At 67.4% G+C, this 18,774-nt stretch carries 17 protein-coding genes, 1 tRNA gene and 1 pseudogene; 7 read left to right on the top strand and 12 right to left on the bottom strand.

What is annotated here, in order from left to right; translation table 11 throughout:
• Positions 1–2: 2 nt before the first annotated feature.
• Positions 3–2,120: pseudogene (locus tag PX554_RS03915) on the bottom strand (ComEC/Rec2 family competence protein); the annotation flags it as partial.
• Between the two features lie 28 nt (positions 2,121–2,148).
• On the opposite strand from PX554_RS03915, the gene gltX reads away from it, so the two are divergent.
• From gltX to PX554_RS03930, 3 genes are read left to right on the top strand one after another with little or no spacing between them, the layout of a single operon-like run.
• Positions 2,149–3,588: a glutamate--tRNA ligase gene (gene gltX, locus PX554_RS03920; protein ID WP_256326036.1), complete on the top strand. Its 1,440-nt coding sequence runs from the start codon at positions 2,149–2,151 to the stop codon at positions 3,586–3,588.
• Between the two features lie 18 nt (positions 3,589–3,606).
• Entirely contained in the window at positions 3,607–4,890 is a 1,284-nt protein-coding gene (locus tag PX554_RS03925) for a citrate synthase (RefSeq protein WP_093220443.1), read from the top strand.
• Positions 4,877–5,089, top strand: a complete 213-nt coding sequence (locus PX554_RS03930; RefSeq protein ID WP_093220445.1) for a hypothetical protein — start codon at positions 4,877–4,879, stop codon at positions 5,087–5,089. The genes PX554_RS03925 and PX554_RS03930 overlap by 14 nt, the downstream gene beginning before the upstream one ends.
• A gap of 4 nt (positions 5,090–5,093) precedes the next feature.
• Here PX554_RS03930 and PX554_RS03935 read toward each other — a convergent pair whose 3' ends face one another.
• Positions 5,094–6,062 carry a magnesium and cobalt transport protein CorA gene (locus tag PX554_RS03935; protein WP_275499158.1) on the bottom strand — a complete coding sequence of 323 codons (969 nt, stop codon included), beginning with the start codon at positions 6,060–6,062 and terminating at the stop codon, positions 5,094–5,096.
• 99 nt (positions 6,063–6,161) lie between these two features.
• Between PX554_RS03935 and PX554_RS03940 the strand changes: the two genes are divergently transcribed.
• Positions 6,162–6,956, top strand: coding sequence for a TrmH family RNA methyltransferase (locus tag PX554_RS03940; RefSeq protein WP_275499161.1), 795 nt, complete (start codon positions 6,162–6,164; stop codon positions 6,954–6,956).
• Between the two features lie 27 nt (positions 6,957–6,983).
• Here PX554_RS03940 and PX554_RS03945 read toward each other — a convergent pair whose 3' ends face one another.
• On the bottom strand, positions 6,984–7,559 hold the full coding sequence (locus tag PX554_RS03945; RefSeq protein WP_093220453.1) for a hypothetical protein: 576 nt from the start codon (positions 7,557–7,559) through the stop codon (positions 6,984–6,986).
• Positions 7,560–7,685: 126 nt separating this feature from the next.
• Between PX554_RS03945 and PX554_RS03950 the strand changes: the two genes are divergently transcribed.
• Positions 7,686–8,087 (top strand): MAPEG family protein, encoded by a 402-nt coding sequence (locus tag PX554_RS03950; RefSeq protein WP_093220456.1) that lies wholly within the window; start codon positions 7,686–7,688, stop codon positions 8,085–8,087.
• 3 nt (positions 8,088–8,090) lie between these two features.
• Here the strand turns inward: PX554_RS03950 and PX554_RS03955 are convergent, their stop codons facing one another.
• The 4 genes from PX554_RS03955 to PX554_RS03970 all read right to left on the bottom strand — a co-directional run bounded on the left by PX554_RS03955 (position 8,091) and on the right by PX554_RS03970 (position 13,334).
• The gene (locus tag PX554_RS03955; protein WP_275499164.1) at positions 8,091–10,136 is read right to left on the bottom strand and encodes an alpha/beta hydrolase family protein; all 2,046 of its coding nucleotides are present in this window, start codon (positions 10,134–10,136) and stop codon (positions 8,091–8,093) included.
• Positions 10,137–10,606: 470 nt separating this feature from the next.
• Complete coding sequence (locus PX554_RS03960) at positions 10,607–11,110, bottom strand: DUF2497 domain-containing protein (protein ID WP_275499166.1); 504 nt, start codon at positions 11,108–11,110, stop codon at positions 10,607–10,609.
• A gap of 31 nt (positions 11,111–11,141) precedes the next feature.
• A complete protein-coding gene (locus PX554_RS03965) occupies positions 11,142–12,650 on the bottom strand; it encodes a TolC family outer membrane protein (protein ID WP_275499168.1) in 1,509 nt (502 codons plus the stop codon).
• 18 nt (positions 12,651–12,668) lie between these two features.
• Positions 12,669–13,334: a protein-L-isoaspartate O-methyltransferase family protein gene (locus PX554_RS03970; protein WP_093220467.1), complete on the bottom strand. Its 666-nt coding sequence runs from the start codon at positions 13,332–13,334 to the stop codon at positions 12,669–12,671.
• A gap of 151 nt (positions 13,335–13,485) precedes the next feature.
• Here PX554_RS03970 and PX554_RS03975 point away from each other — a divergent pair.
• Positions 13,486–13,559: transfer RNA gene (locus PX554_RS03975), tRNA-Cys, on the top strand.
• Between the two features lie 102 nt (positions 13,560–13,661).
• On the top strand, positions 13,662–14,492 hold the full coding sequence (locus PX554_RS03980) for an MOSC domain-containing protein (protein ID WP_275499170.1): 831 nt from the start codon (positions 13,662–13,664) through the stop codon (positions 14,490–14,492).
• Between the two features lie 7 nt (positions 14,493–14,499).
• Here the strand turns inward: PX554_RS03980 and PX554_RS03985 are convergent, their stop codons facing one another.
• The 5 genes from PX554_RS03985 to PX554_RS04005 are packed head-to-tail and all read right to left on the bottom strand — an operon-like array spanning position 14,500 to position 18,773.
• On the bottom strand, positions 14,500–15,807 hold the full coding sequence (locus PX554_RS03985; RefSeq protein WP_275499172.1) for a hypothetical protein: 1,308 nt from the start codon (positions 15,805–15,807) through the stop codon (positions 14,500–14,502).
• A gap of 35 nt (positions 15,808–15,842) precedes the next feature.
• The gene (locus tag PX554_RS03990) at positions 15,843–16,835 is read right to left on the bottom strand and encodes a lysylphosphatidylglycerol synthase domain-containing protein (RefSeq protein ID WP_275499174.1); all 993 of its coding nucleotides are present in this window, start codon (positions 16,833–16,835) and stop codon (positions 15,843–15,845) included.
• Positions 16,832–17,728: an aminomethyltransferase gene (locus PX554_RS03995; RefSeq protein WP_093220659.1), complete on the bottom strand. Its 897-nt coding sequence runs from the start codon at positions 17,726–17,728 to the stop codon at positions 16,832–16,834. The genes PX554_RS03990 and PX554_RS03995 overlap by 4 nt, the downstream gene beginning before the upstream one ends.
• Before the next feature lie 13 nt (positions 17,729–17,741).
• Positions 17,742–18,566 (bottom strand): hopanoid biosynthesis-associated protein HpnK, encoded by an 825-nt coding sequence (hpnK, locus tag PX554_RS04000; protein ID WP_275499177.1) that lies wholly within the window; start codon positions 18,564–18,566, stop codon positions 17,742–17,744.
• Positions 18,567–18,575: 9 nt separating this feature from the next.
• Positions 18,576–18,773 (bottom strand): hypothetical protein, encoded by a 198-nt coding sequence (locus PX554_RS04005; RefSeq protein WP_093220664.1) that lies wholly within the window; start codon positions 18,771–18,773, stop codon positions 18,576–18,578.
• Position 18,774 lies beyond the last annotated feature (1 nt).

Consider the following 18,774-nt stretch of genomic DNA (forward strand, 5'->3'; position numbering starts at 1 on the left):
CGCCACGGGTGACGGTCCTCGCTGTGGCTCACGATAGCGATGTTTCGGGTCGAAAAGGTGATCGCCACTCCACCCGTCTCGGCCAGCGTGGCGGCGTCGAGCTTCAGCCAGCGCGGCGAGCAAGCGCGCGGCAATCGCCGCTCGGAGATGACGATATCGACGCCGGCGCAGAGCGGGACGAGCTGCTCGGACGGAACTAAGTAAGCGCTGCGCGTGGCGAGGATTCGCCAAGCCCCGCGGCGAACGAGGCACAGATCGCGGCTGCACCGCGCGTCAGGCTGCTCGGACATCAGCAGCGGCACCGCATCGACCCCGCCATTCTCGGCGAAGGTCGATGCGGTATAATCGCCGGTCCGATCCCGCAGCACCGCGAGGTTGCCGCCCGCCGTCCGGATCGCCGCGTGCCGCCCGTCCCCGGTGACAAGCAGATCGGGCGCCGGCGTCAGCACCGCCCATGCAGCGCCGATCACCAGCGGCACCGCGCCCAGCCGCCGCCACCGCGTCCGCCACAAGGCGATCCACAGCCCGCCGGCGACCATCAGAGCATAGGCGCCCGCAGGCATCGCCGGTATCGACGCGACCGCCCCCGGCAACCCCGCCACCGAATGCGCGATCCACAGCAGCAGATCGAGCGACCGCGCCGCGACCCACCAGAACGGCCAGCCGGCGCCGACGCAGTCGAACAGCAACGCCAGCGCCTCGAAGGGCATCGTCACGAAGGTCGTCAGCGGAATCGCGACGATATTGGCGACCGATCCATACACGCCCGCGCGGTGGAAATGGAACACCGAGATCGGGATCAGCGCCAGCTCCACCACGACGCCCGTCAGCAGCAACGAGCCAAGCCCGCGCAGCATCGCCCGCCCGCGCCCCTCCTCGTGCGGCCCGAACCAGCGCTTGATCGCCGGATGCTCGTGCAGCGATACGATCGCCGCCACCGCCGCGAACGAAAGCTGGAAGCTCGGCCCCGCGAGCGCCTCGGGATAGAGCGACAGCACCACGAATGCGCCCGCCGCGACCAGCCGCAGCGTGATCGCCTCGCGCCCCATTGCCAGCGCGACCAGCACCAGCAGCGCCGCGACGCACGACCGCACGGTCGGGACTTCGGCGCCGGTGAGCAGCGTATAGCCGATCGCCGCGACCGCGCCCGCCCCCGCCGCGATCAACGGCACGCGCCAGCGTAGCGCGATCCACGGCACCAACGCGAGCAGCCGTCCGACGATCAGCATGACCGCGCCGACCACGGCGGTGATATGCAGCCCGCTCACGGAAAGCAGATGCGCCAGTCCGGAACGCCGCATCGCCTCCGCGTCTTTCTCGGGGATCGCGCCTTGGTCGCCGGTCGCGAGCGCGGCGGCGATCGCGCCGGCGCCGCCGGGCGCGCTCGCCTGAATGTGGCGCGACAAGCGTTGCCGCAGGCCGCCCCCCGCCGCCTCGCCCGGTATCAACACCGCCACGGGGGCGATGCCGCGACCGGTCGCACCGATCCCATCGAACCAGGCCACTCGCGCGAAGTCATAGGCGCCCGGCACCGCCGGCGCCGGCGGCGGGAGCAGCCGCGCGCGCAGCCGTATCGTCGCGCCCACCCCCAGCCCCGTCGGCACGTCCGCGACGGCCAGATTGACGCGCAGGTGCGGCGGCAACACCGGTGCGGTACGATCGCCTTCCGCAAGCACGCGCGACGGCGCCAGCCGCAACCGCACGAGATCGCGCGCCGCGATCGGGTCGACCCGCTCTACCTTCGCCTCGAACCGGGCCAGCACCGGGCCGGCCAGCGGCGCGACGCCGACCGACTCGGCGCGCCACCAGACGAGCAGGACGCCGCACGCGACGAGCATCGCCGCCACCGCGAGCGCTCGCCCGGCGCGTCCACCGTGTCCGATCGCCACGGCCGCGAGCGATACGCCCCCCGCCCCCAGCGCGGCGACGGTCCACGTCAACGGATCGGGAAGTTCCAGCCACAGCGTGACACCCGCGCCGAGCATTACCGGCAGCCACAGCACCAGTTGGTCGCGCTCGGCTTCGAGCCAGCGCTCCAACGCCGCCACCCAAGCGGGCGGCCAGCCGATTTGAAGCGGCGAAGGTCGCGTGCTAGGGGCGTCGGCGGCTAAGCTGGCCATCGATACTCATGTCTGGGAGCAAGCGCGGTTGGGCGCAACATCTGATAGCGCGGCGGCCACGTCCGGCACGCCCGAAACCGCAAACATCGTCACCCGGTTCGCGCCCTCGCCGACCGGCTATCTCCACATCGGGGGCGCGCGCACGGCCTTGTTCAACTGGCTGTACGCCAAGGCCAAAGGCGGCAAGTTCCTGCTGCGGATCGAAGATACCGACCGCGCGCGCTCGACCCAGCCGGCGATCGACGCGATCCTCACCTCGATGCGGTGGCTCGGGCTCGACTGGGACGGCGATGCCGTGTTCCAGTTCGAACGCGCGGCGCGCCACGCCGAGGTCGCGCACCAGATGGTCGAAAGCGGCCACGCCTATCGCTGCTACATGACGCACGAGGAACTGGCGGCGATGCGCGCCGAGGCGGAGGCGGCCAAGCGCCCCCTGCGCGTCCGCAGCCCGTGGCGCGACCGCGCGCCGGAAGCGGGCGACAAGCCCTACGTCATCCGCCTCAAGGCGCCGACCGAGGGCGCGACGACGATCGTCGATCGCGTCCAGGGCAGCATCACCGTTCAAAATTCCGAGCTCGACGATCTCATCCTGCTGCGCTCTGATGGCACACCAACCTATATGCTGGCCGTGGTGGTCGACGATCACGATATGGGCGTGACACACGTCATCCGCGGCGACGATCATCTCAACAACGCCTTCCGCCAGTTGCCGATCATCAAGGCGATGGACTGGCCCGAGCCGATCTACGCGCATGTGCCGATGATTCATGGGCCGGACGGGGGCAAGCTTTCGAAGCGGCACGGCGCGGTCGGCGTGGAATATTACCGCGACGAACTCGGCATGCTGCCCGAAGCGGTGGATAATTACCTGCTTCGGCTCGGCTGGGGTCACGGCGATGACGAAATCATCAGCCGCGAGCAGGCGGTCGCGTGGTTCGATCTCGACGGCATCGGCAAGTCGCCGTCACGCTTCGACCTCAAGAAGCTCGAAAACCTCAACGGGCATTATATCCGTGAGGCGGACGACGGCCGACTGGCCGCGTTGGTCGCGGCGCGGTTCGATCCCGCATTGAGCGAGGATCAGCGCGCCCTGCTCGAACGCGCGATGCCGTCGCTGAAGCCGCGGGCAGCCAGCCTGATCGAACTCGCCGATGGCGCGCAATTCCTGTTCCGTCAGCGTCCGCTCGCGATCGCGGTGGAAGCCGCGCCGCTTCTCGCCGGAAATGCGCAACCGTTGCTCGCTGCACTGCACACGGCGCTTGACGCGCTCGACGGCTGGGATACGGAGGCGCTCGAGTCTGCGGTTCGGCAGGTCGCCGAGGATGCGGGGGTCAAACTCGGCCAGGTCGCGCAGCCGCTGCGCGCCGCCTTGACCGGACGCAAGACCTCCCCCGGTATCTTCGACGTGCTTGTGCTGCTCGGGCGCGAGGAAAGCCTCGGCCGGATCGCCGATCAGATACAGAACTGAATAGAGGAAGAGACATCGATGACCGACACCGCGAAACTGAGTGTAGCCGGCAAGGACGTTGAGAACGCGGTGATTTCGGGCACGGTCGGCCCGGACGTGATCGACATCCGCAAGCTGTATGCGCAGACCGGAATGTTCACCTACGATCCCGGCTTCACCTCGACGGCGAGCTGCGACTCCGCGATCACCTATATCGACGGTGACCAGGGTGTGTTGCTGCACCGCGGCTATCCGATCGGCCAGCTCGCCGAACAGTCGAGCTTCATGGAGACCTGCTACCTCCTGCTCAACGGCGAGCTGCCCTCGGCCGACGAACTCACCAAGTTCGAATATACGATCAGCCGCCACACGATGCTGCATGAGCAGCTCGCGACCTTCTATCGCGGCTTCCGCCGCGACGCGCATCCGATGGCGGTGATGTGCGGCGTGGTCGGCGCGCTCTCGGCGTTCTACCAGGATTCGGCCGATGTGTCGGACCCGATGCAGCGCATGATCGCCAGCCACCGGCTGATCGCCAAGATGCCGACGATTGCGGCGATGGCGTACAAATATTCGATCGGCCAGCCGTTCATGCACCCCAAGAACGACCTGAGCTACACCGGCAACTTCCTGCGCATGACCTTCGGCGTTCCGGCCGAGGAATATGAGGTCAATCCGATCGTCGAGAAGGCGATGGACCGTATCTTCATCCTCCACGCCGATCACGAACAGAACGCCTCGACCTCGACCGTCCGGCTCGCCGGCTCGTCGGGCGCCAATCCGTTCGCGTGCATCGCGGCGGGCATCGCCTGCCTGTGGGGGCCGGCGCATGGTGGCGCGAACGAGGCCGCGCTCAACATGCTCCGCGAGATCGGCACCCCGGACAAGATCCCGCATTATATCGAGCGCGCCAAGGACAAGAACGACCCGTTCCGCCTGATGGGCTTCGGGCACCGCGTCTACAAGAACTACGATCCGCGCGCGACGGTGATGCAGAAGACCGTGCGCGAGGTGTTCGCGTCGCTCAACGTCACGGATCCGGTGTTCGAAACCGCGCTGCGGCTCGAGGAGATCGCGCTCAACGATCCGTATTTCATCGAGAAGAAGCTGTTCCCGAACGTCGATTTCTATTCGGGCATCATCCTTTCGGCGATCGGCTTCCCGACCACGATGTTCACCGCGCTGTTCGCGCTCGCGCGCACTGTCGGCTGGGTCGCGCAGTGGAACGAGATGATCTCGGATCCGGCGCAGAAGATCGGCCGGCCGCGCCAGCTCTACACCGGCGCGACGCAGCGCGATTACGTTCCCCTTGCGACCCGCTGACGCGCTCCGCATCGTCCTCCTCATCGCCGGCGCGCTCGCGCTGGCGATGGGATTGCTGTGGATCGGCCAGGGCTTAGGTGTGATCCGCTGGCCGGCATCGAGCTTCATGATCGATGCGCGGCGCTGGGTACTCTACGGCGCGGTCCTCGTGGTCGCGGGCGGTTTGCTGATCCTTCGGAACCGCCGCCCGCGGCGGTGATCGCTCACAGCCAACCCAATCGCCGGAACCGCCAGTAGAGCACGGCGCATACCCCGACGATCACCGCCAGCGTCAGCGGATAGCCCCAAACCCATTTCAGTTCGGGCATATGCTCGAAATTCATGCCGTAGATGCCGGCGATCGCGGTCGGCACCGCCAGAATCGCGGCCCAGGCCGCTAGCTGACGGGTGATCGCGCCAGTGCGCTGCCCTTCGAGCAGATTGCTGAATTCGAACACCGACGTCAGCACCTCGCGCAATCCCTCGACCATCGATTGTACGCGACGGACATGGTCGAGCACGTCGCTGAAATAGGGCCGCGCGTCAACGTCGATACACGGCAGATCCAGCCGCACGAACTTGCCCGCAACCTCCCCCATCGGCACGAGAACGCGCTGAAAGCGCATCAGCTCGCGGCGCAGCGCGAAGATCCGCGCGACCTCGTCGCGGTTGAGAAACGCGTCGATGGCGCGGCGCTCCATCGCGATCACCTCTTCTTCGATCGTCTCTACGATCGGCAGATAGCCGTCCGCGATGAAATCGAGGATAGCATGCAGGACGTAATCGACGCCCTGCGCGAGCAGCGTCGGCGCCTTTTCGAGATTGTCACGCAAGGATAGATGTTTGCGCGGCGAGCCGTGGCGCACGCTGATGATGTGGCTGTGCCCGACGAAAATCGACGTCTCGCCATAAATGATCTTGTCGCCTTCCAGGTGCGCGGTGCGGGCGACGACGAAAAGCTGGTCGCCATAGACATCGACTTTCGGAAGCTGGTCGGCCTTCAGCGCATCCTCGATCGCGAGCGGATGAAGATTATACGCCGTCTGCAGGGTACGCAGTTCGGCTTCGTCGGGTTCGGCGATGCCGATCCAGACGAACTCCGATTTGTTGTGCGCGCAATCGACCTTCTCATCGATGTCGATCTCGCGCACTTTTTTGCCGTCACGGTAGAGGTAGGCGGCAATCACGCTCATCGACGGGCCTTTGGAAACAGCGGTTTGGTGCGCGGTAGCAGAACACGTGCGCGTCGCTCAATCATCGACGCGGCGCTTTGGTTGCGGCATAGGCGGGCGATGCCGCGCGAGATCACCGCTTATTCGAACCCGCTCATCAAACGCGTGCGTGCGCTGCGCGAGAAACGTCATCGCCGCGAGGAAGGGCTGTTCCTCGCCGAAGGGCTGCGCATCCTGACGGAAGCGCGCGAGAGCGGCCGCCTGCCGATCTACCTTTTCTTCGCGCGGGACAGCGCGGCGCATCCGCTGGTGCGCGCGCTCGTCGCGGACGTCGAGGCGGCGGGTGGCGAGGCGATCGAGACCGTGCCCGACATCCTCTCCAAGCTGTCGGGCAAGGACAATCCGCAGGCCGTGGTCGGCGTCTTCGAGGAATTCGCGGCCGAACTGACCAAGCTCGATCGCGGCGCCGCCAAAATCTGGCTGGTCGCCGAGCGGCTGCGCGATCCCGGCAATCTCGGCACGATCCTGCGTACCGGCGACGCGGTCGGCGCGGGCGGACTGATCCTGATCGGCGAGTGCGTCGATCCGTTCTCGCTCGAAGCAGTGCGCGCGAGCATGGGCGCGCTGTTCACCGTGCCCATCGTTCAAAGCGGCTGGGCGGACTTCCTGACGTGGCTGCGCGCCGGCCCCGGCCAACTCGTCGGCCTCAGCCTCGACACCGATCAGCATTATCGCGAAGCGGACTACACCGCGCCGACATTCCTTCTCACCGGCAACGAAGCCCAAGGCATGCCGGACGACTATGCGAAAGCCTGTGACCTGCTCGTGAAGATCCCGATGCTCGGCAAGGCCGACAGCCTCAATGCCGCCGTCGCGACGGCTGTGATGGCTTATGAGGTGCTCGCGCGCGCCTGACGTGGCGCGAGGCGCGCGCGGCTTGGCTCACACGGCGTCGTGCGGCACCGTCTTGGGCTCGGGTGCCGGCGCCGTCACGGGCGTAGGCGCGGTGCCGAACTTCGGCGCGGTGCCGCAATCGCCGGAGCTTTGTGACACGACCTTCGGCTGCGCGCCCGCACCGTAAGACGTCATCTGATAGCTTTGCGTGCAACCGCCACCCTTGCCGTCACCGCTGCTATACGACGTGAACGAATAGCTGACCGTACCGCCGGCAGGTAAGCTGTTGAGCGCGGCCCGATCGATCTTGCCGTTCGTTGGTGCGGCGCGCTGCATCGCCGCGACCTGTTGCAACATCGCGTCGCGCTGACGATCCATATCGGCGAACATCTGGTCGAACGAGGCGAACGACGCGATCGGATCGAACAGCGCGACCGGCATCGACTGGGCGACGGGGACGAGCACGACCTTCGGCGCGACATCGCCGACATAGCGAACATGCGCGACCGATCCGTCTGGAAGGTTCACGTCCATCATGTGCATCGCGCGGTCGGCGGCGAGCGCACTGCCCGCGAGCGCGGCGGTGCCGATCCCCGCCAGGGCGATCTTCGCAAACAGGTTCATGAGAATGCCTCCTCAGTGCTTGAAGAACCGCATGGAATGTATTCCGCGAAGCTGAACGGCCGATGAAAGCAACGTCGCGCCGCGTCGGACGTTGTGGGTGTCTCGGGGCGATCGAAGGAACGGACCATGCACGTCGAATATGCGGTTCTCGCCTGGGGGTGCGTCCTCGGCTTCATCCACATCTTTGGCGCCGCGCAGGTGCGGACTGCGCAGCTCGGCATGGCGTGGAACGCCGGCCCGCGCGACGCACCGATGCCGCCGCCGACGCCGCTGGGCGGCCGGCTCGCACGCGCGCAGGCGAACTTCTTCGAAACGTTTCCGATCGTCGTCGCGGCGGTGGCGCTGCTCGGCATCACCGACATCCACACGCGCTGGACCGCGATCGGGGCGGTCGTGTGGCTGGTCGCGCGGATCGTCTATATCCCGCTGTATGCGGGCGGGATTCCCTATCTCCGCTCGCTCGTGTTCCTCGTCAGCGTGGCGGGAATCGTGATGATGCTGTGGCCGGTGCTGGCGGCGACGCTCTGAACCTTATTGCGTCGCCTTGCCGGTCCACCGGTCGAGCCAGCCGAGCACCTCATGATACCATTGGCGGCTTTCCTTGGGCTTCTGCACCCAGTGGCTACCGCCGGGGAACACGACCAGCCGTGAGGGCACGTCGCGGCGCTGGAGCGCGGTGAAGGCAGCAATCCCCTGCGTATAGGGGATGCGGTAATCGCCTTCGGAGGTGATGACGAGCTGCGGCGTCTTCCATGCGGTGACGTGGTTGACCGGGTTCCACTTCTCGAACGCCTGCGGGTCTTCGTAATAGGGATGTCCGCCATGCTCCCATTCGTCGAACCAGAGTTCCTCGGTTTCATACGCCATCGCGCGCGCGTCGAACACGCCGTCGTGCTGGACGATGCATTTGAACCGATCGGGCCAATTGCCCTCGATCCAGTTCATCATATAGCCGCCATAGGACGCGCCGAGCGCGCAGGCGTTGTCCCCGTCGAGCCAGCCGAACGTCTCGGTCGCCGCCTTCAATCCGGCCTTGAGGTCTTCGAGCGGCCAGCCGCCCCAATTGTTGCGGATCGCGTCGGTGAACGCCTGTCCGTAGCCGGTCGAGCCGTGGAAATCGACCGCGACGAGGCCGTAGCCGGCGCCCGCGAACACCGCCGGGTTCCAGCGGTACGACCAGCTATTGTTGCTCGATCCCTGCGGTCCGCCATGCACCATATAGGCGAGCGGTACCTTTCCGGTCGCGCCGGCTGGCTTAACCGCATAGCCCCAGACTTTGTCGTTGTTCGCGCCAGTGAAGCTGAAGCGCGAGACGCTCGGCATGTCGATGCCGGCGAGCTTTTGGGCGTTGACGTTGGTCAGCCGCACCGGCTTCTTGCCGGCCAGCATCCAAAAGTCATCCGGGGCGGTCAGGCTGTTCATCGCATAGATGAGCCCCTTGGCGGTCGGCACCACGGCAGAGACATTGCCCTGCCCGGTCAGCCGCGTGACCTTGCCGGTCGTGGGATCGACCGACCAGATCGGATTTTCCTGAACATCCTCGGCGGTGACGATCAGCTTCTTGCCGTCGCGCGTCCAGGCGATCGACTCGATCGAACGATCCCAGCCCTCGGTCAGCGCACGCACCTGGCCGGTGGCGAGATCGCGCAGCATCAGCACCTGCCGATCCGCCTCATAGCCCGCGCGCTTCATCGCCGCGTAAGCGAGCCACTTGCCGTCCGGCGAAACGGCGGGGATCGTGTCGGTGGCGGGATTACCCTCGGTCAGATTGACCGGCGCGCCGGACCCGTCAGCCGGCGCGGCGTAAATGTCGAGATTGGTCGAAAGCGGCTCCTTGGCGTCGCCCTTGCGCAGCGCGAAATAGACGGTCTTGCCGTCCGCCCCCCAGGCGATCTCGCTGCCGTCGCCGAACGGCTTGGACGGCGCGTCGCCGGCCAGACCGTGCTCGATCGCGACGCCATTACCTTTCGCACCCGCTGCCGTCAGCGGCAGCACGAAAAGCTGTGAGCGCATCCCCTCATACCAGCTCGCCCAGTGGCGCACGAACAACTGGTCGAAGGTACGGCCATTGCCGGCGCGCGTGTCCTTCTTCACCATCGGCACTTCGAGGCTCGGCGCGCCGACACGGCGGTCGGCGTAGATCACCAGCTTGTCGCCGGTCGGCGCGACCAGGAAGCCGCCCATGCCGCCCTTGAAGTCGGTCAGTCGCGATGGTGCGCCGCCCGTCACCGGTACCGACCAGACGGCGTCATCGCCGCCTTTGTCCGACTGGAAGAAAACCGTCTTGCCGTCGCGGGAGAATTGCGGGGCGGTTTCGTTGGCATCGGCGTCGGCGACGAGCTTCTCGGGCTTGGCGCCCCGGGCGTTGAGGTCGAACCGCCACAGATCGAAGCGGCCCGTATCGGCATCAAGGTCGGTTTCGCGCTGCTGCCACACCAGCCAGCGTCCGTCGTCGGAAACGGCGGGGACCGATACACGCGACAGCGCGATCACGTCGTCGATGGTGAGTTGGCGGGCGGCGACGGGGGTCGCGGTTACGGCAAGCAGCGCAGTGCCCGCAGCGAGGAGCGTCTTCATGCGCCCAGATAAAGCAGAGCGCCGGGTGCTCCGCAACCGGGGTCGGAGCGGGATCGATTCAACGGGTACGTTCGTCCTGAGTTTGTCGAAGGGGTGCAACGCGCGCCAGCGTTTGGGGCACGTGCTTCGACGAGCTCAGCACGAACGGTTATAATGATGTCGTCTCGCTCTAGACCAGTTTGTGATCGCTACGGTTGCGCAAAAGAACCGTTCGTCCTGAGCTTGTCGAAGGGCGGGCAACGCACGTTAGCGTTTGAGGCACGTGCTTCGACGAGCTCAGCACGAACGCTTATGATACCATCGTTCCGCTCCAGATCGGTTTGTGATCGCAACGGTCTCGCAAAAGAACCGTTCGTCCTGAGCTTGTCGAAGGGCGGGCAACGCGCGTCAGCGTTTGGGGCACGTGCCTCGACGAACTCAGCACGAACGGATACAGTAAGCCGTAATTCGGAACGCGGCTTGGACCCGTTTTAACGGCCCTGATTGGTGATGCGGGCGATCTCTTTGGCGACCATCTGCTCGACCATCGCGGGCAGGTGCGCATCGAGCCAGTCGCGCAGCATCGGCCGAAGCATCTCGCGCACCATGCCTTCAAGCGTGTCGGAGCCCGAGACCTCGGGCTTCACGATCAGCCGCGACAGCGCATCGAGCGTGGCGTTCTCGGCACCGCGCGACAGCAAGGGTTCGGCGGGCGCCTCGGCCTTGGCGGGCGCGTCGGCGAATTGGACCGGGGTCGGCTCGGGCGCGGTCATCTTGGCAGGCATCGGCTCCTCCGCCTCGTCATCGGCACCGTACGCGACCGCGTCGCTTAGCTCGAGCACGTCGTTCGGCTGGGTGAGCGGCAGCGGACGACCGCCAGCCGGGCGCAGCGGGCGACGGTGACGCCCGGCGCCGACATCCCCCTCCTCGGCGATGATGCGTTTGATCGAGGAAAGGATGTCCTCCATCGACGGCTCGGAGCTGATATCCCCCATTGCGATCAACCTTTTCGCCCCGGCACCTTGGTTAACGTTTTCTGACCGCGCTGTCTGTGGGATTTGTGGCAGGGCTGTCAACTGGTGTATCGAGAAACGGATCGAGCGGCTTGGTCACGATCGCGGTCTGTGGCGGGGTCGCGGTGGTGCGGGTCGCGACCGGCTTGGGTGCGGGCGCCGGCGCATAGTCCCAGATCGTATGGCTGACGCGCTTGTAGTTGACGACCGGATCATAGAGCGCGCCGCCGTCCAACCCGAGATCGCGCGCCTCGGCCTTGCCCATCGCGGCGAGCAGCGAGAAACCGGCGACATAGGCGTCGCGCTGCGCGGAGACGAGCGTGATCTGCGAGTTGAGCAATTCCTGCTCGGCATTGAGGATGTCGAGAATCGTACGGCTGCCGACGCTGTTCTCGGCGCGCACGCCTTCGAGCGACAATTTGTTGGCGTTCACCGCCGCCTCGCTCGACGCGATCACCTGAAGCGAGGACTTCCAGATCGCATAGGCCGATCGCGCCTGCGCGATGACGTTGCGTTCCACCTCGGTGACCTGCTCGATCGCCTGCCCGCGCCGCGCCTGCGCCTGCCGGATCAGCGCGGTCGGCCCCCCGCCCTGATACAGCGGCAGATTGAGCTGCACGCCGACCGTCGCCGACTTGCCCGTCTGCGTCAGGCCGAACTGCGTGCCCGAGCCAAGCGAGTCGAAATAGTTGAAGTAGTTCCCGCTCGCGATCGCGCTGACGCGCGGCAACCGCGCAGCGGCTGCGGTGCCGACGTCGTACACCGTCGCGTCGCGGCTCTTCTGCGCGGCGAGAAGCGCGGGATTGTCCTTGAGCGCGACATCGACCGCGACTTCGGGATCGGCCGGCAGATTGGGCAAGGCCGGCGGCTCTTCGAGCTTGCCCGGCGGCGTGCCGACGAAGCGGATGTAGCTCTCGCGGCTCGCGATCAACTGCGCCTGCGCGCTCTGCAACTGGCTGCGCGCGAGCGCGAGCCGCGCTTCGGACTGGGCGACGTCGGTGCGCGTCAGGTCGCCGACCTGGAACCGGTCACGGCTGGCTTGGAGATTGACCTCGAGCACATGGACGTTCTGCGCGTTGAGCGAGACGATCGCCTCGTCGCGGATCACGTCCATATACGCGCCCACCACCGAGCTGAACACGCTCGCTTCGGTGTCACGCAGCGACAGGCGCCCGGCATCGACGCGGGTCTCCGCCGCGCGGATCGAACTGCGGATACCACCGCCCGCGTAGAGCGGTACCGAAAGCTGCGGCTGTATGCCGATCTGGCGCTTTGGATTGGAAAGCGTGTTGGCGTCGTTGTAGACGTTTTCGCTATATTGCATGGCCGCGTTGGCGGCGGGCAGCCCCTGCGCGCGCGCGATCGGGACATTCTCATCGATCGCGCGGACATTGGCGCGATCAGCGGTGAGCGTGGGATTGGTGTTATACGCCTTGGCCAGCGCCTCGCGGAGCGTTTCGGCACCAGCCGGCGCAGCGGCGAGCACCAACCCCGCGCCGGCAAGAGATAGGGAATATCGCATTGCCGGCGGGGAGCCCTGTCAGAAGGAGAAGGTTTTCGGGCGTGCGAAGCCCGGCAGCGGTACGCATTCGACATCGGCGAAACCGACCAGACCGAAGCCGCCCGCCGTCCGCCGGCCCGAGCTGAGCCGGGTAACGCCGCGATCACTGATGCCGGCGACGGCACGGCCGCCGGGGCGGACCTGCGCGACGATCGCATCGGGTACCTGCTCGACCGCGCCGTCGATCACGAGAACGTCATAGGGCGCGCCGGCGGCGTGGCCCGCCTCGAGCGGCCCCGTCACCACGGTGACGGAGGGATAGTCGGCGAGCGCGGCGCGAGCGTCCGCGGCGAGCGTCGCGTCACTCTCGACCGCGACCACCGAGGCGACGAGTTGCGCCAGCACCGCCGCCGTGTAGCCGCCCGCCGCACCGATCAGCAGCACGCGATCGGTCGGTTCGAGATAGGCTTCGGTGAGCAGCCGGCCGGTCGCGATCGGCACGTTCTGGAAACGGCCGTGGCCGAGCGGCACGGCGGTGTCGCGATATGCGATCTCGGCGGCGCCAGCGGGCAGGAACGCCTCGCGTGGCACGCGGTCCATCGCGGCGACGACGCGTGGATCGTTGACCGCGTTGGGCCGCAATTGGCTCGCGACCATCGCGTGGCGCATGGTCTCGTAGGTCGGTTGAGATGCCGTCGAAGTCATAACGCCCCTGTCGCATAACTGTGTTGCTTATGCAATGCACTTGTCGAGATTGCCGCTTGTATCGTGGCGGCAGGGCGTCGCCAAGCCACGCGCGGATTTTTCGCAACGCGCGGTTGACTTGCGCGCGCGCTCCGCACAAATGCCCGCCTCCGGCCCGATGGCGGAGTGGTGACGCAGAGGACTGCAAATCCTTGCACCCGGGTTCGATTCCCGGTCGGGCCTCCACTTCAATGCGCTGCGCTTTGGCGCGTCCCTGATGCAAGGGCGCTCGCCCGGCGCGTCCGGCGGCTCGCTTCGCATATGATCCTGCCTTAAGGCGTGGTGGTGATGACGCCCCTCACGACGACCGCCTTGTACCGCTACCCCGTGAAGAGCCTGCGCGGCCATGCGCTCGGCATGGCGACGATCGGCGCGCGCGGGATCGAAGGGGACCGGCGATGGATGATCGTCGATGCGAATGGCCGTTTCCTCACCCGCCGCGAAGCGCCCGAGATGGCGCTGTTCGACGTCCGTCCCGAAGGCGACGCGCTGGTGTTCGATCATCCCAAGGCCGGCGCTCACCGGACTCCCCGCCCGTCAGACACCGCGGCGCGGATCGATGCGCGAATCTGGACCGACACGGTCAGCGTGCGGATCGCCGATGCCGCGACGAACGACTATTTCGCGCGTGCGCTGGGCAGGCCGGTTTGGCTGGTGTTCCAGGGCGACGAAGGGGTGCGTCCGGTCAGCCCCAGCCACGCCCTGCCCGGCGATCATGTCAGCCTGTCGGACGGCTATCCGCTGCTGATCGTCGCGCGCGCCTCGCTCGACGCGCTCAACGCCGCGCTAATGGTGCCGATCCCGATCGAGCGGTTCCGCGCCAACCTTGTCGTCGATGGCGGCGCGGCGTGGGACGAGGATCGCTGGCGGCGGATCCGCATTGGCGGCGTGACCTTCCGCACCCCCAAACTGTGCTCGCGCTGCGTCATCATCACGCAGCAACCGCTGACCGGGGCGCGGCTGGAGGGGAACGAGCCGCTCGCCACGCTGCGCAAGCTCGGCCGGATGGCGAAGGGCGGCGTGATGTTCGGGCAGAACGCGATTCCCGAAAATGACGGGGTGATCTCGCCGGGCGACCGGGTCGAGGTGCTCGAATGGGGCGAGTCGATCCTCGCCTAGCGCGGCGTCACCACAGCAGCCGGGCCGCGATCCCGATCAGCGCGACGCCGATCGCCGGCAGCGATCCGATTACCAGCCGATGCCGCGCCACCCCGGAATCGACGGCGAACGCGAAGGCCAGCCCGGCCGCAAGCATCGTCCACAGATGATATCGCAAGTCGGAGGCGACGCTCAGCACCAGATACCCGCCGCCGTAGAGCGCGGCCGACAGCGCCAGCGGCATCGCCACCCCCGGCACGCCCCACGCCGCGTACACCATGCCGAGCGCGAGCGCGATCCAGCAGATCGGCCAGCCGAGCGGAGTGCGGCAAGTCTGCACCGCCAGCCAGTCGAACGCGCGCTGGAGCGGGTTCCGCGCGATCCGATAGCCCCAGGGGTTGGGCGCGGATTGCGGCTGCACCGGCCGCTCGAACTCATGGCCAAGCAGGAAGCGCATGTTCGCATTGGCATGGCGTAGCCGGTGTTCGGCATAGGCGAGCGGATGCGCTGCGATCGCCCGCAGCCAGAACACATAGGGACTCTGATGCCGTGCGGCGAAGGTGTCGCGAATCAGCGCGAAGCCGATCGGGCACGGCTCCGCGACCCACCACGCGTAGCTGTCCCACCGCGCCGGATCGTAGCACCGATGGTTGACGGCGACTGGTTCCGCCACCGGCAGCGGCGGGAAGGCATCGACACCGCCGTGTTCGGTTATGCCACCAAGATCGAAGATCACCAGCGAGAGCGCGACGCCGCTGGGCTTGGCGCCCGTCGCATGGTTGGCAAGCGGCATCGCCACCCCGAGCGCAACTCCGCCGGCGAGCGCGCAGGTGGCCAGCCGCGCGCGGGTGCGCCGCCAGTCCGCCGGCAGCACCGCCACGAGCAGCGGCAGCGCGGCGAGCAAAGCGTTGAAGCGCAATGTCGCGGCGAACAGCAGCAGGGCGATCGCGGCCGCTCGCAGACCCCAGCGGCCCTCGCGGCCCGCCCACGCCCCCAGCCCCGCCGCCGCGAGCATGGCACCCGCCATCAGACTGTCCTTGAGCACCGAGCCGAGCGTCGCCAGCGCGAACGGCAGCAGCGCCGGCAGCACGATGAGCCACCCACGCCGGGCGCGCACGGCGAGCAGCGCGATGCCGGACCAGTACAGCCCAGCTTGCAACAGCAGCATCGGCGCGGGGCCGGGCTGCACCGCGATCAGGTGCCGCCACACCCATTCCATCGCGGGCGGATGCCAATCGTCGAAGGCGCCGCTGACCGCCTGGCCGTATTGGCGCACCGCGTCCCAATACATGATGCCGGGCCAATAGGCGGCGAGTTGCAACACCGCCGCGGCCACCAGCAGCGCCGCGACGACGCGGGGCGCGCGGGCCGTCAGGCGGGTTCGGCCCGCTTGGCGACGAGCGCGCCGACCTCGCCCGCCTGCCACGCGAGGATCGCCGGCACGCCGATGAGGAGGTCGCGCGCGCGCTTGAGCAGCGAGAGCGCGAGCGCGGTCGTCGGCGGCAGGCCGAACACCGGGCCGATCAGCGCATAGGCGGCTTCCTGGATGCCGATCGCGCCGGGCACCGCGAAGGCGACGCTGCGCAGCGTGAAGATCAGTGCCTCGATCGTCAGCGCCGCCCACAGCGGCACGTGCGACCCCATAAACCACAATGCCACCCACGCCCCGGCCGCGCTGCCGACCCAGGCGAGCAGATTGAGCACGAAGGCGGCGAGGATGCGCTTGGGTTCACGGTAGATCGCATCGAGCCGCGCGCGCACCGCGCCGACCGCGTCGACCGAGCCTGGGATCATCCGCGCCGCGACCGCGCCGACCAGCTTGAGCACCGGGCGCTGTCCGACGACGAACGCGAGCATCAGCACCGCCATCACGCCCAGCCCGCCGACGGCGAGCGGTACCAGCCCGGCGTGAACCGGCCCGCTGGTCAGCACGAAGAGCAGGGTCGCGACTCCGGCGATGGTGAACAGCAGTTGCGCCGCCATTTCGGTGGTCATGTCGGCGACCATCGACGCGTAGATCAACGAATCGGGAACGCCGCGCGTCGCGAGCGTACGCGCGCCGACGACCAAGCCGCCGAGTTGCGAGAAGGGCAGCACGTCGGTGGCCGCCTCGCGCGTGGTGCGCGCCCAGACGAACACGGGCAGCCGGCGCAGCGGCTCGCCCGGCGCGGTGACGAGCCACGCGCCACCAAGCAGCAGCAGCACGCCCGCCGAGCACAGCAGGAAGGCGCCCATGCCAAGCCAGCCGATCGCCGCCATCGCGGTGAACACCTGCCGGGCGCCGACCGCCCCGACCGTCCAGCCGGCGACCGCGATGCCGATGAGAGTTGCGACGAGCAGGCCGGCGCGCGCGAAACGGTTCATGCGGCGGCCGGGATCTTCTTCCGCATCAGCCGCAGCACGAGCCGGATCGCGCCCGGCACGAATTTGGGGCGGATAAGCCGCGCGTCATACGGCGCGAGCCGGCGGTCGTTCTCGGCGAGGCAGATCGCGGCGAGTTCGGGAAATTCGATCTCCACGCCCAACTCCTTCGATCCGTTCAGCGTGAAGTTGTTTTCCTGTGCCTTGGTGTTGTTGCCCATGCCCTTCGCCATGTCGATCCGCTCCCAGAACAGGAAGCACCACACGGCCCACACCTTGAGTTCGAAATACGGGCGACGCCACCACGGCATGTTGCGCCGCCACCAGGCGACCCAGTTCACGAAGAACAGGATGTGCCGCCCCTCCTCGCGCATCACCGGCTCGAACGTGTCGATCAGCTCGGGCGGGAAGAAGCCGGTGTCCTTGGCGATCTTGAACAGCCCAAACCCGAAGAAGCTGTCGATACATTCCGAGAAGCCCGAGCGCATGAACGCCCATTCGGCATCCCTCGGCTTGATGTAGGGCGGCTCGGGTTCGAGCACGATGCCATAGTGCTGGACCATGTCGGCGAGCACGATCTTGTGGCGCTTCTCCTCGAACGCGTCCATTTCGAGCGCGGTCTTGAGTTCGGGATCGCGCACGAAATCCGCGAAGGTCTGGACGAACAGGCCGGTGCGGCCCTCGGTCTGTACCGCCATGTCCCAGATCGGCAGCGACACGATCTTCGCGCGGACATCGTCTTCCAGCACGGGCCAGTCGATCAACGCGGGCGTGTAGGGATCATGCGTGTCGAGCAACGTACGACAGAACAGCACCTTGTGCGCCTGGCTGCCGAGTTTGACGCGCTCGCCCGGCGCGGGGCCGTCGGCTTCGATCTTGCCGGGGATATAGTTCATATGCGTGTTCCGTTCACAGATCGGAGAACCGCGCCAGCCGGATGCCGCCCCGCGCGATGATCTCCCGCGCTGCCGGATCGAGCAGCGCCGCCAGCTCTTCCTGATATTTATACCCCGGTGCGGCGAGCGGATAGTCGCCGGTGGCGGGGTGGAGATAGATTTCGCTGGTCCCCTCGGGCAGATGCCGCAGGATGCCGCGCAGCCGATCGGGCGTCATCCCGCCCGACCATGCGAGCCCGAAGACGTGATCGGGCGCTTTCATGCCCGCGCGCCTGAGCTTGGTGCGCACGCGGCGCGCGAACGGCGCGGCGATGTCCACGCCCTTGACCGGCTCGACCTTGCGGATCACCGCGCGCGGCTCGATCGGCGCGCGCCCGGCGCGCATTCCGAAGCGCTGCCCGACCGCGATCACGACCGACGCGATCGCCGGATGCATGTGCATGTGCTTGTGCGAATCGACGTGATCGAGCGGCAGCCCGGTCGCGACGAACAGGCGGAATTGCGCCTCGATCTCGGCGGTGAGCTGGCGCCGCACCGCCGGGCGCAACAGGATCGCGAGGCTGGTGCCAAGCGCCTCGATACGGAACATGCCGTTCGCATCGACGAGATCGGGAACCCGTTCGGGCGGAAGCGCGGGCGGCACCTCGGCGAGCGCGACGTGCAGGCCGACGCCGAGGCGCGGCATCGTTCGCGCCCGCGCCACCGCATCGGCACAGGCCGCGCCCGTCACCATCAGGCTGGTGGTGGTGAGGATGCCGTCGCGGTGCGCCTGCTCGATCGCGTCGTTGACCGGAACCGACACGCCGAAATCATCGGCGTTGAGAATGACCGTCTTCACCTGCCCGCCTTACGCCTCGCCGAAGCCGTAGAAGGCGGGATCGGCGAGCACGATATCGGCGACGCGCGGCGCGTTGGGGATGCCGATGCGGCGCAACAGCAGCACCATCGTCGCGCGGTCGCTCCCGCGCACCGCAAGTTCCCAATCCTCGAACAGCCCGCGCGCGGCGAGTCGTTCGTTCACCGTCATGTCCGACGCCGCCGTCACG

It is taken from the genome of Sphingomonas pollutisoli, assembly GCF_029167165.1.
Taxonomy (GTDB): Bacteria; Pseudomonadota; Alphaproteobacteria; order Sphingomonadales; family Sphingomonadaceae; genus Sphingomonas; species Sphingomonas pollutisoli.

What these genes read in the sequence shown, in the direction of transcription:
- PX554_RS03995 (WP_093220659.1), bottom strand. Translation starts at nt 17,728, where the DNA reads ATGAACTATATCCCCGGCAAGATCGAAGCCGACGGCCCCGCGCCGGGC.
- PX554_RS03955 (WP_275499164.1), bottom strand. Translation starts at nt 10,136, where the DNA reads ATGAAGACGCTCCTCGCTGCGGGCACTGCGCTGCTTGCCGTAACCGCG.
- PX554_RS03945 (WP_093220453.1), bottom strand. Translation starts at nt 7,559, where the DNA reads ATGAACCTGTTTGCGAAGATCGCCCTGGCGGGGATCGGCACCGCCGCG.
- PX554_RS03990 (WP_275499174.1), bottom strand. Translation starts at nt 16,835, where the DNA reads ATGAACCGTTTCGCGCGCGCCGGCCTGCTCGTCGCAACTCTCATCGGC.
- PX554_RS03935 (WP_275499158.1), bottom strand. Translation starts at nt 6,062, where the DNA reads ATGAGCGTGATTGCCGCCTACCTCTACCGTGACGGCAAAAAAGTGCGC.
- PX554_RS03970 (WP_093220467.1), bottom strand. Translation starts at nt 13,334, where the DNA reads ATGACTTCGACGGCATCTCAACCGACCTACGAGACCATGCGCCACGCG.
- PX554_RS03960 (WP_275499166.1), bottom strand. Translation starts at nt 11,110, where the DNA reads ATGGGGGATATCAGCTCCGAGCCGTCGATGGAGGACATCCTTTCCTCG.
- PX554_RS03965 (WP_275499168.1), bottom strand. Translation starts at nt 12,650, where the DNA reads ATGCGATATTCCCTATCTCTTGCCGGCGCGGGGTTGGTGCTCGCCGCT.
- PX554_RS03940 (WP_275499161.1), top strand. Translation starts at nt 6,162, where the DNA reads ATGCCGCGCGAGATCACCGCTTATTCGAACCCGCTCATCAAACGCGTG.
- PX554_RS03980 (WP_275499170.1), top strand. Translation starts at nt 13,662, where the DNA reads ATGACGCCCCTCACGACGACCGCCTTGTACCGCTACCCCGTGAAGAGC.
- PX554_RS03925 (WP_093220443.1), top strand. Translation starts at nt 3,607, where the DNA reads ATGACCGACACCGCGAAACTGAGTGTAGCCGGCAAGGACGTTGAGAAC.
- PX554_RS03950 (WP_093220456.1), top strand. Translation starts at nt 7,686, where the DNA reads ATGCACGTCGAATATGCGGTTCTCGCCTGGGGGTGCGTCCTCGGCTTC.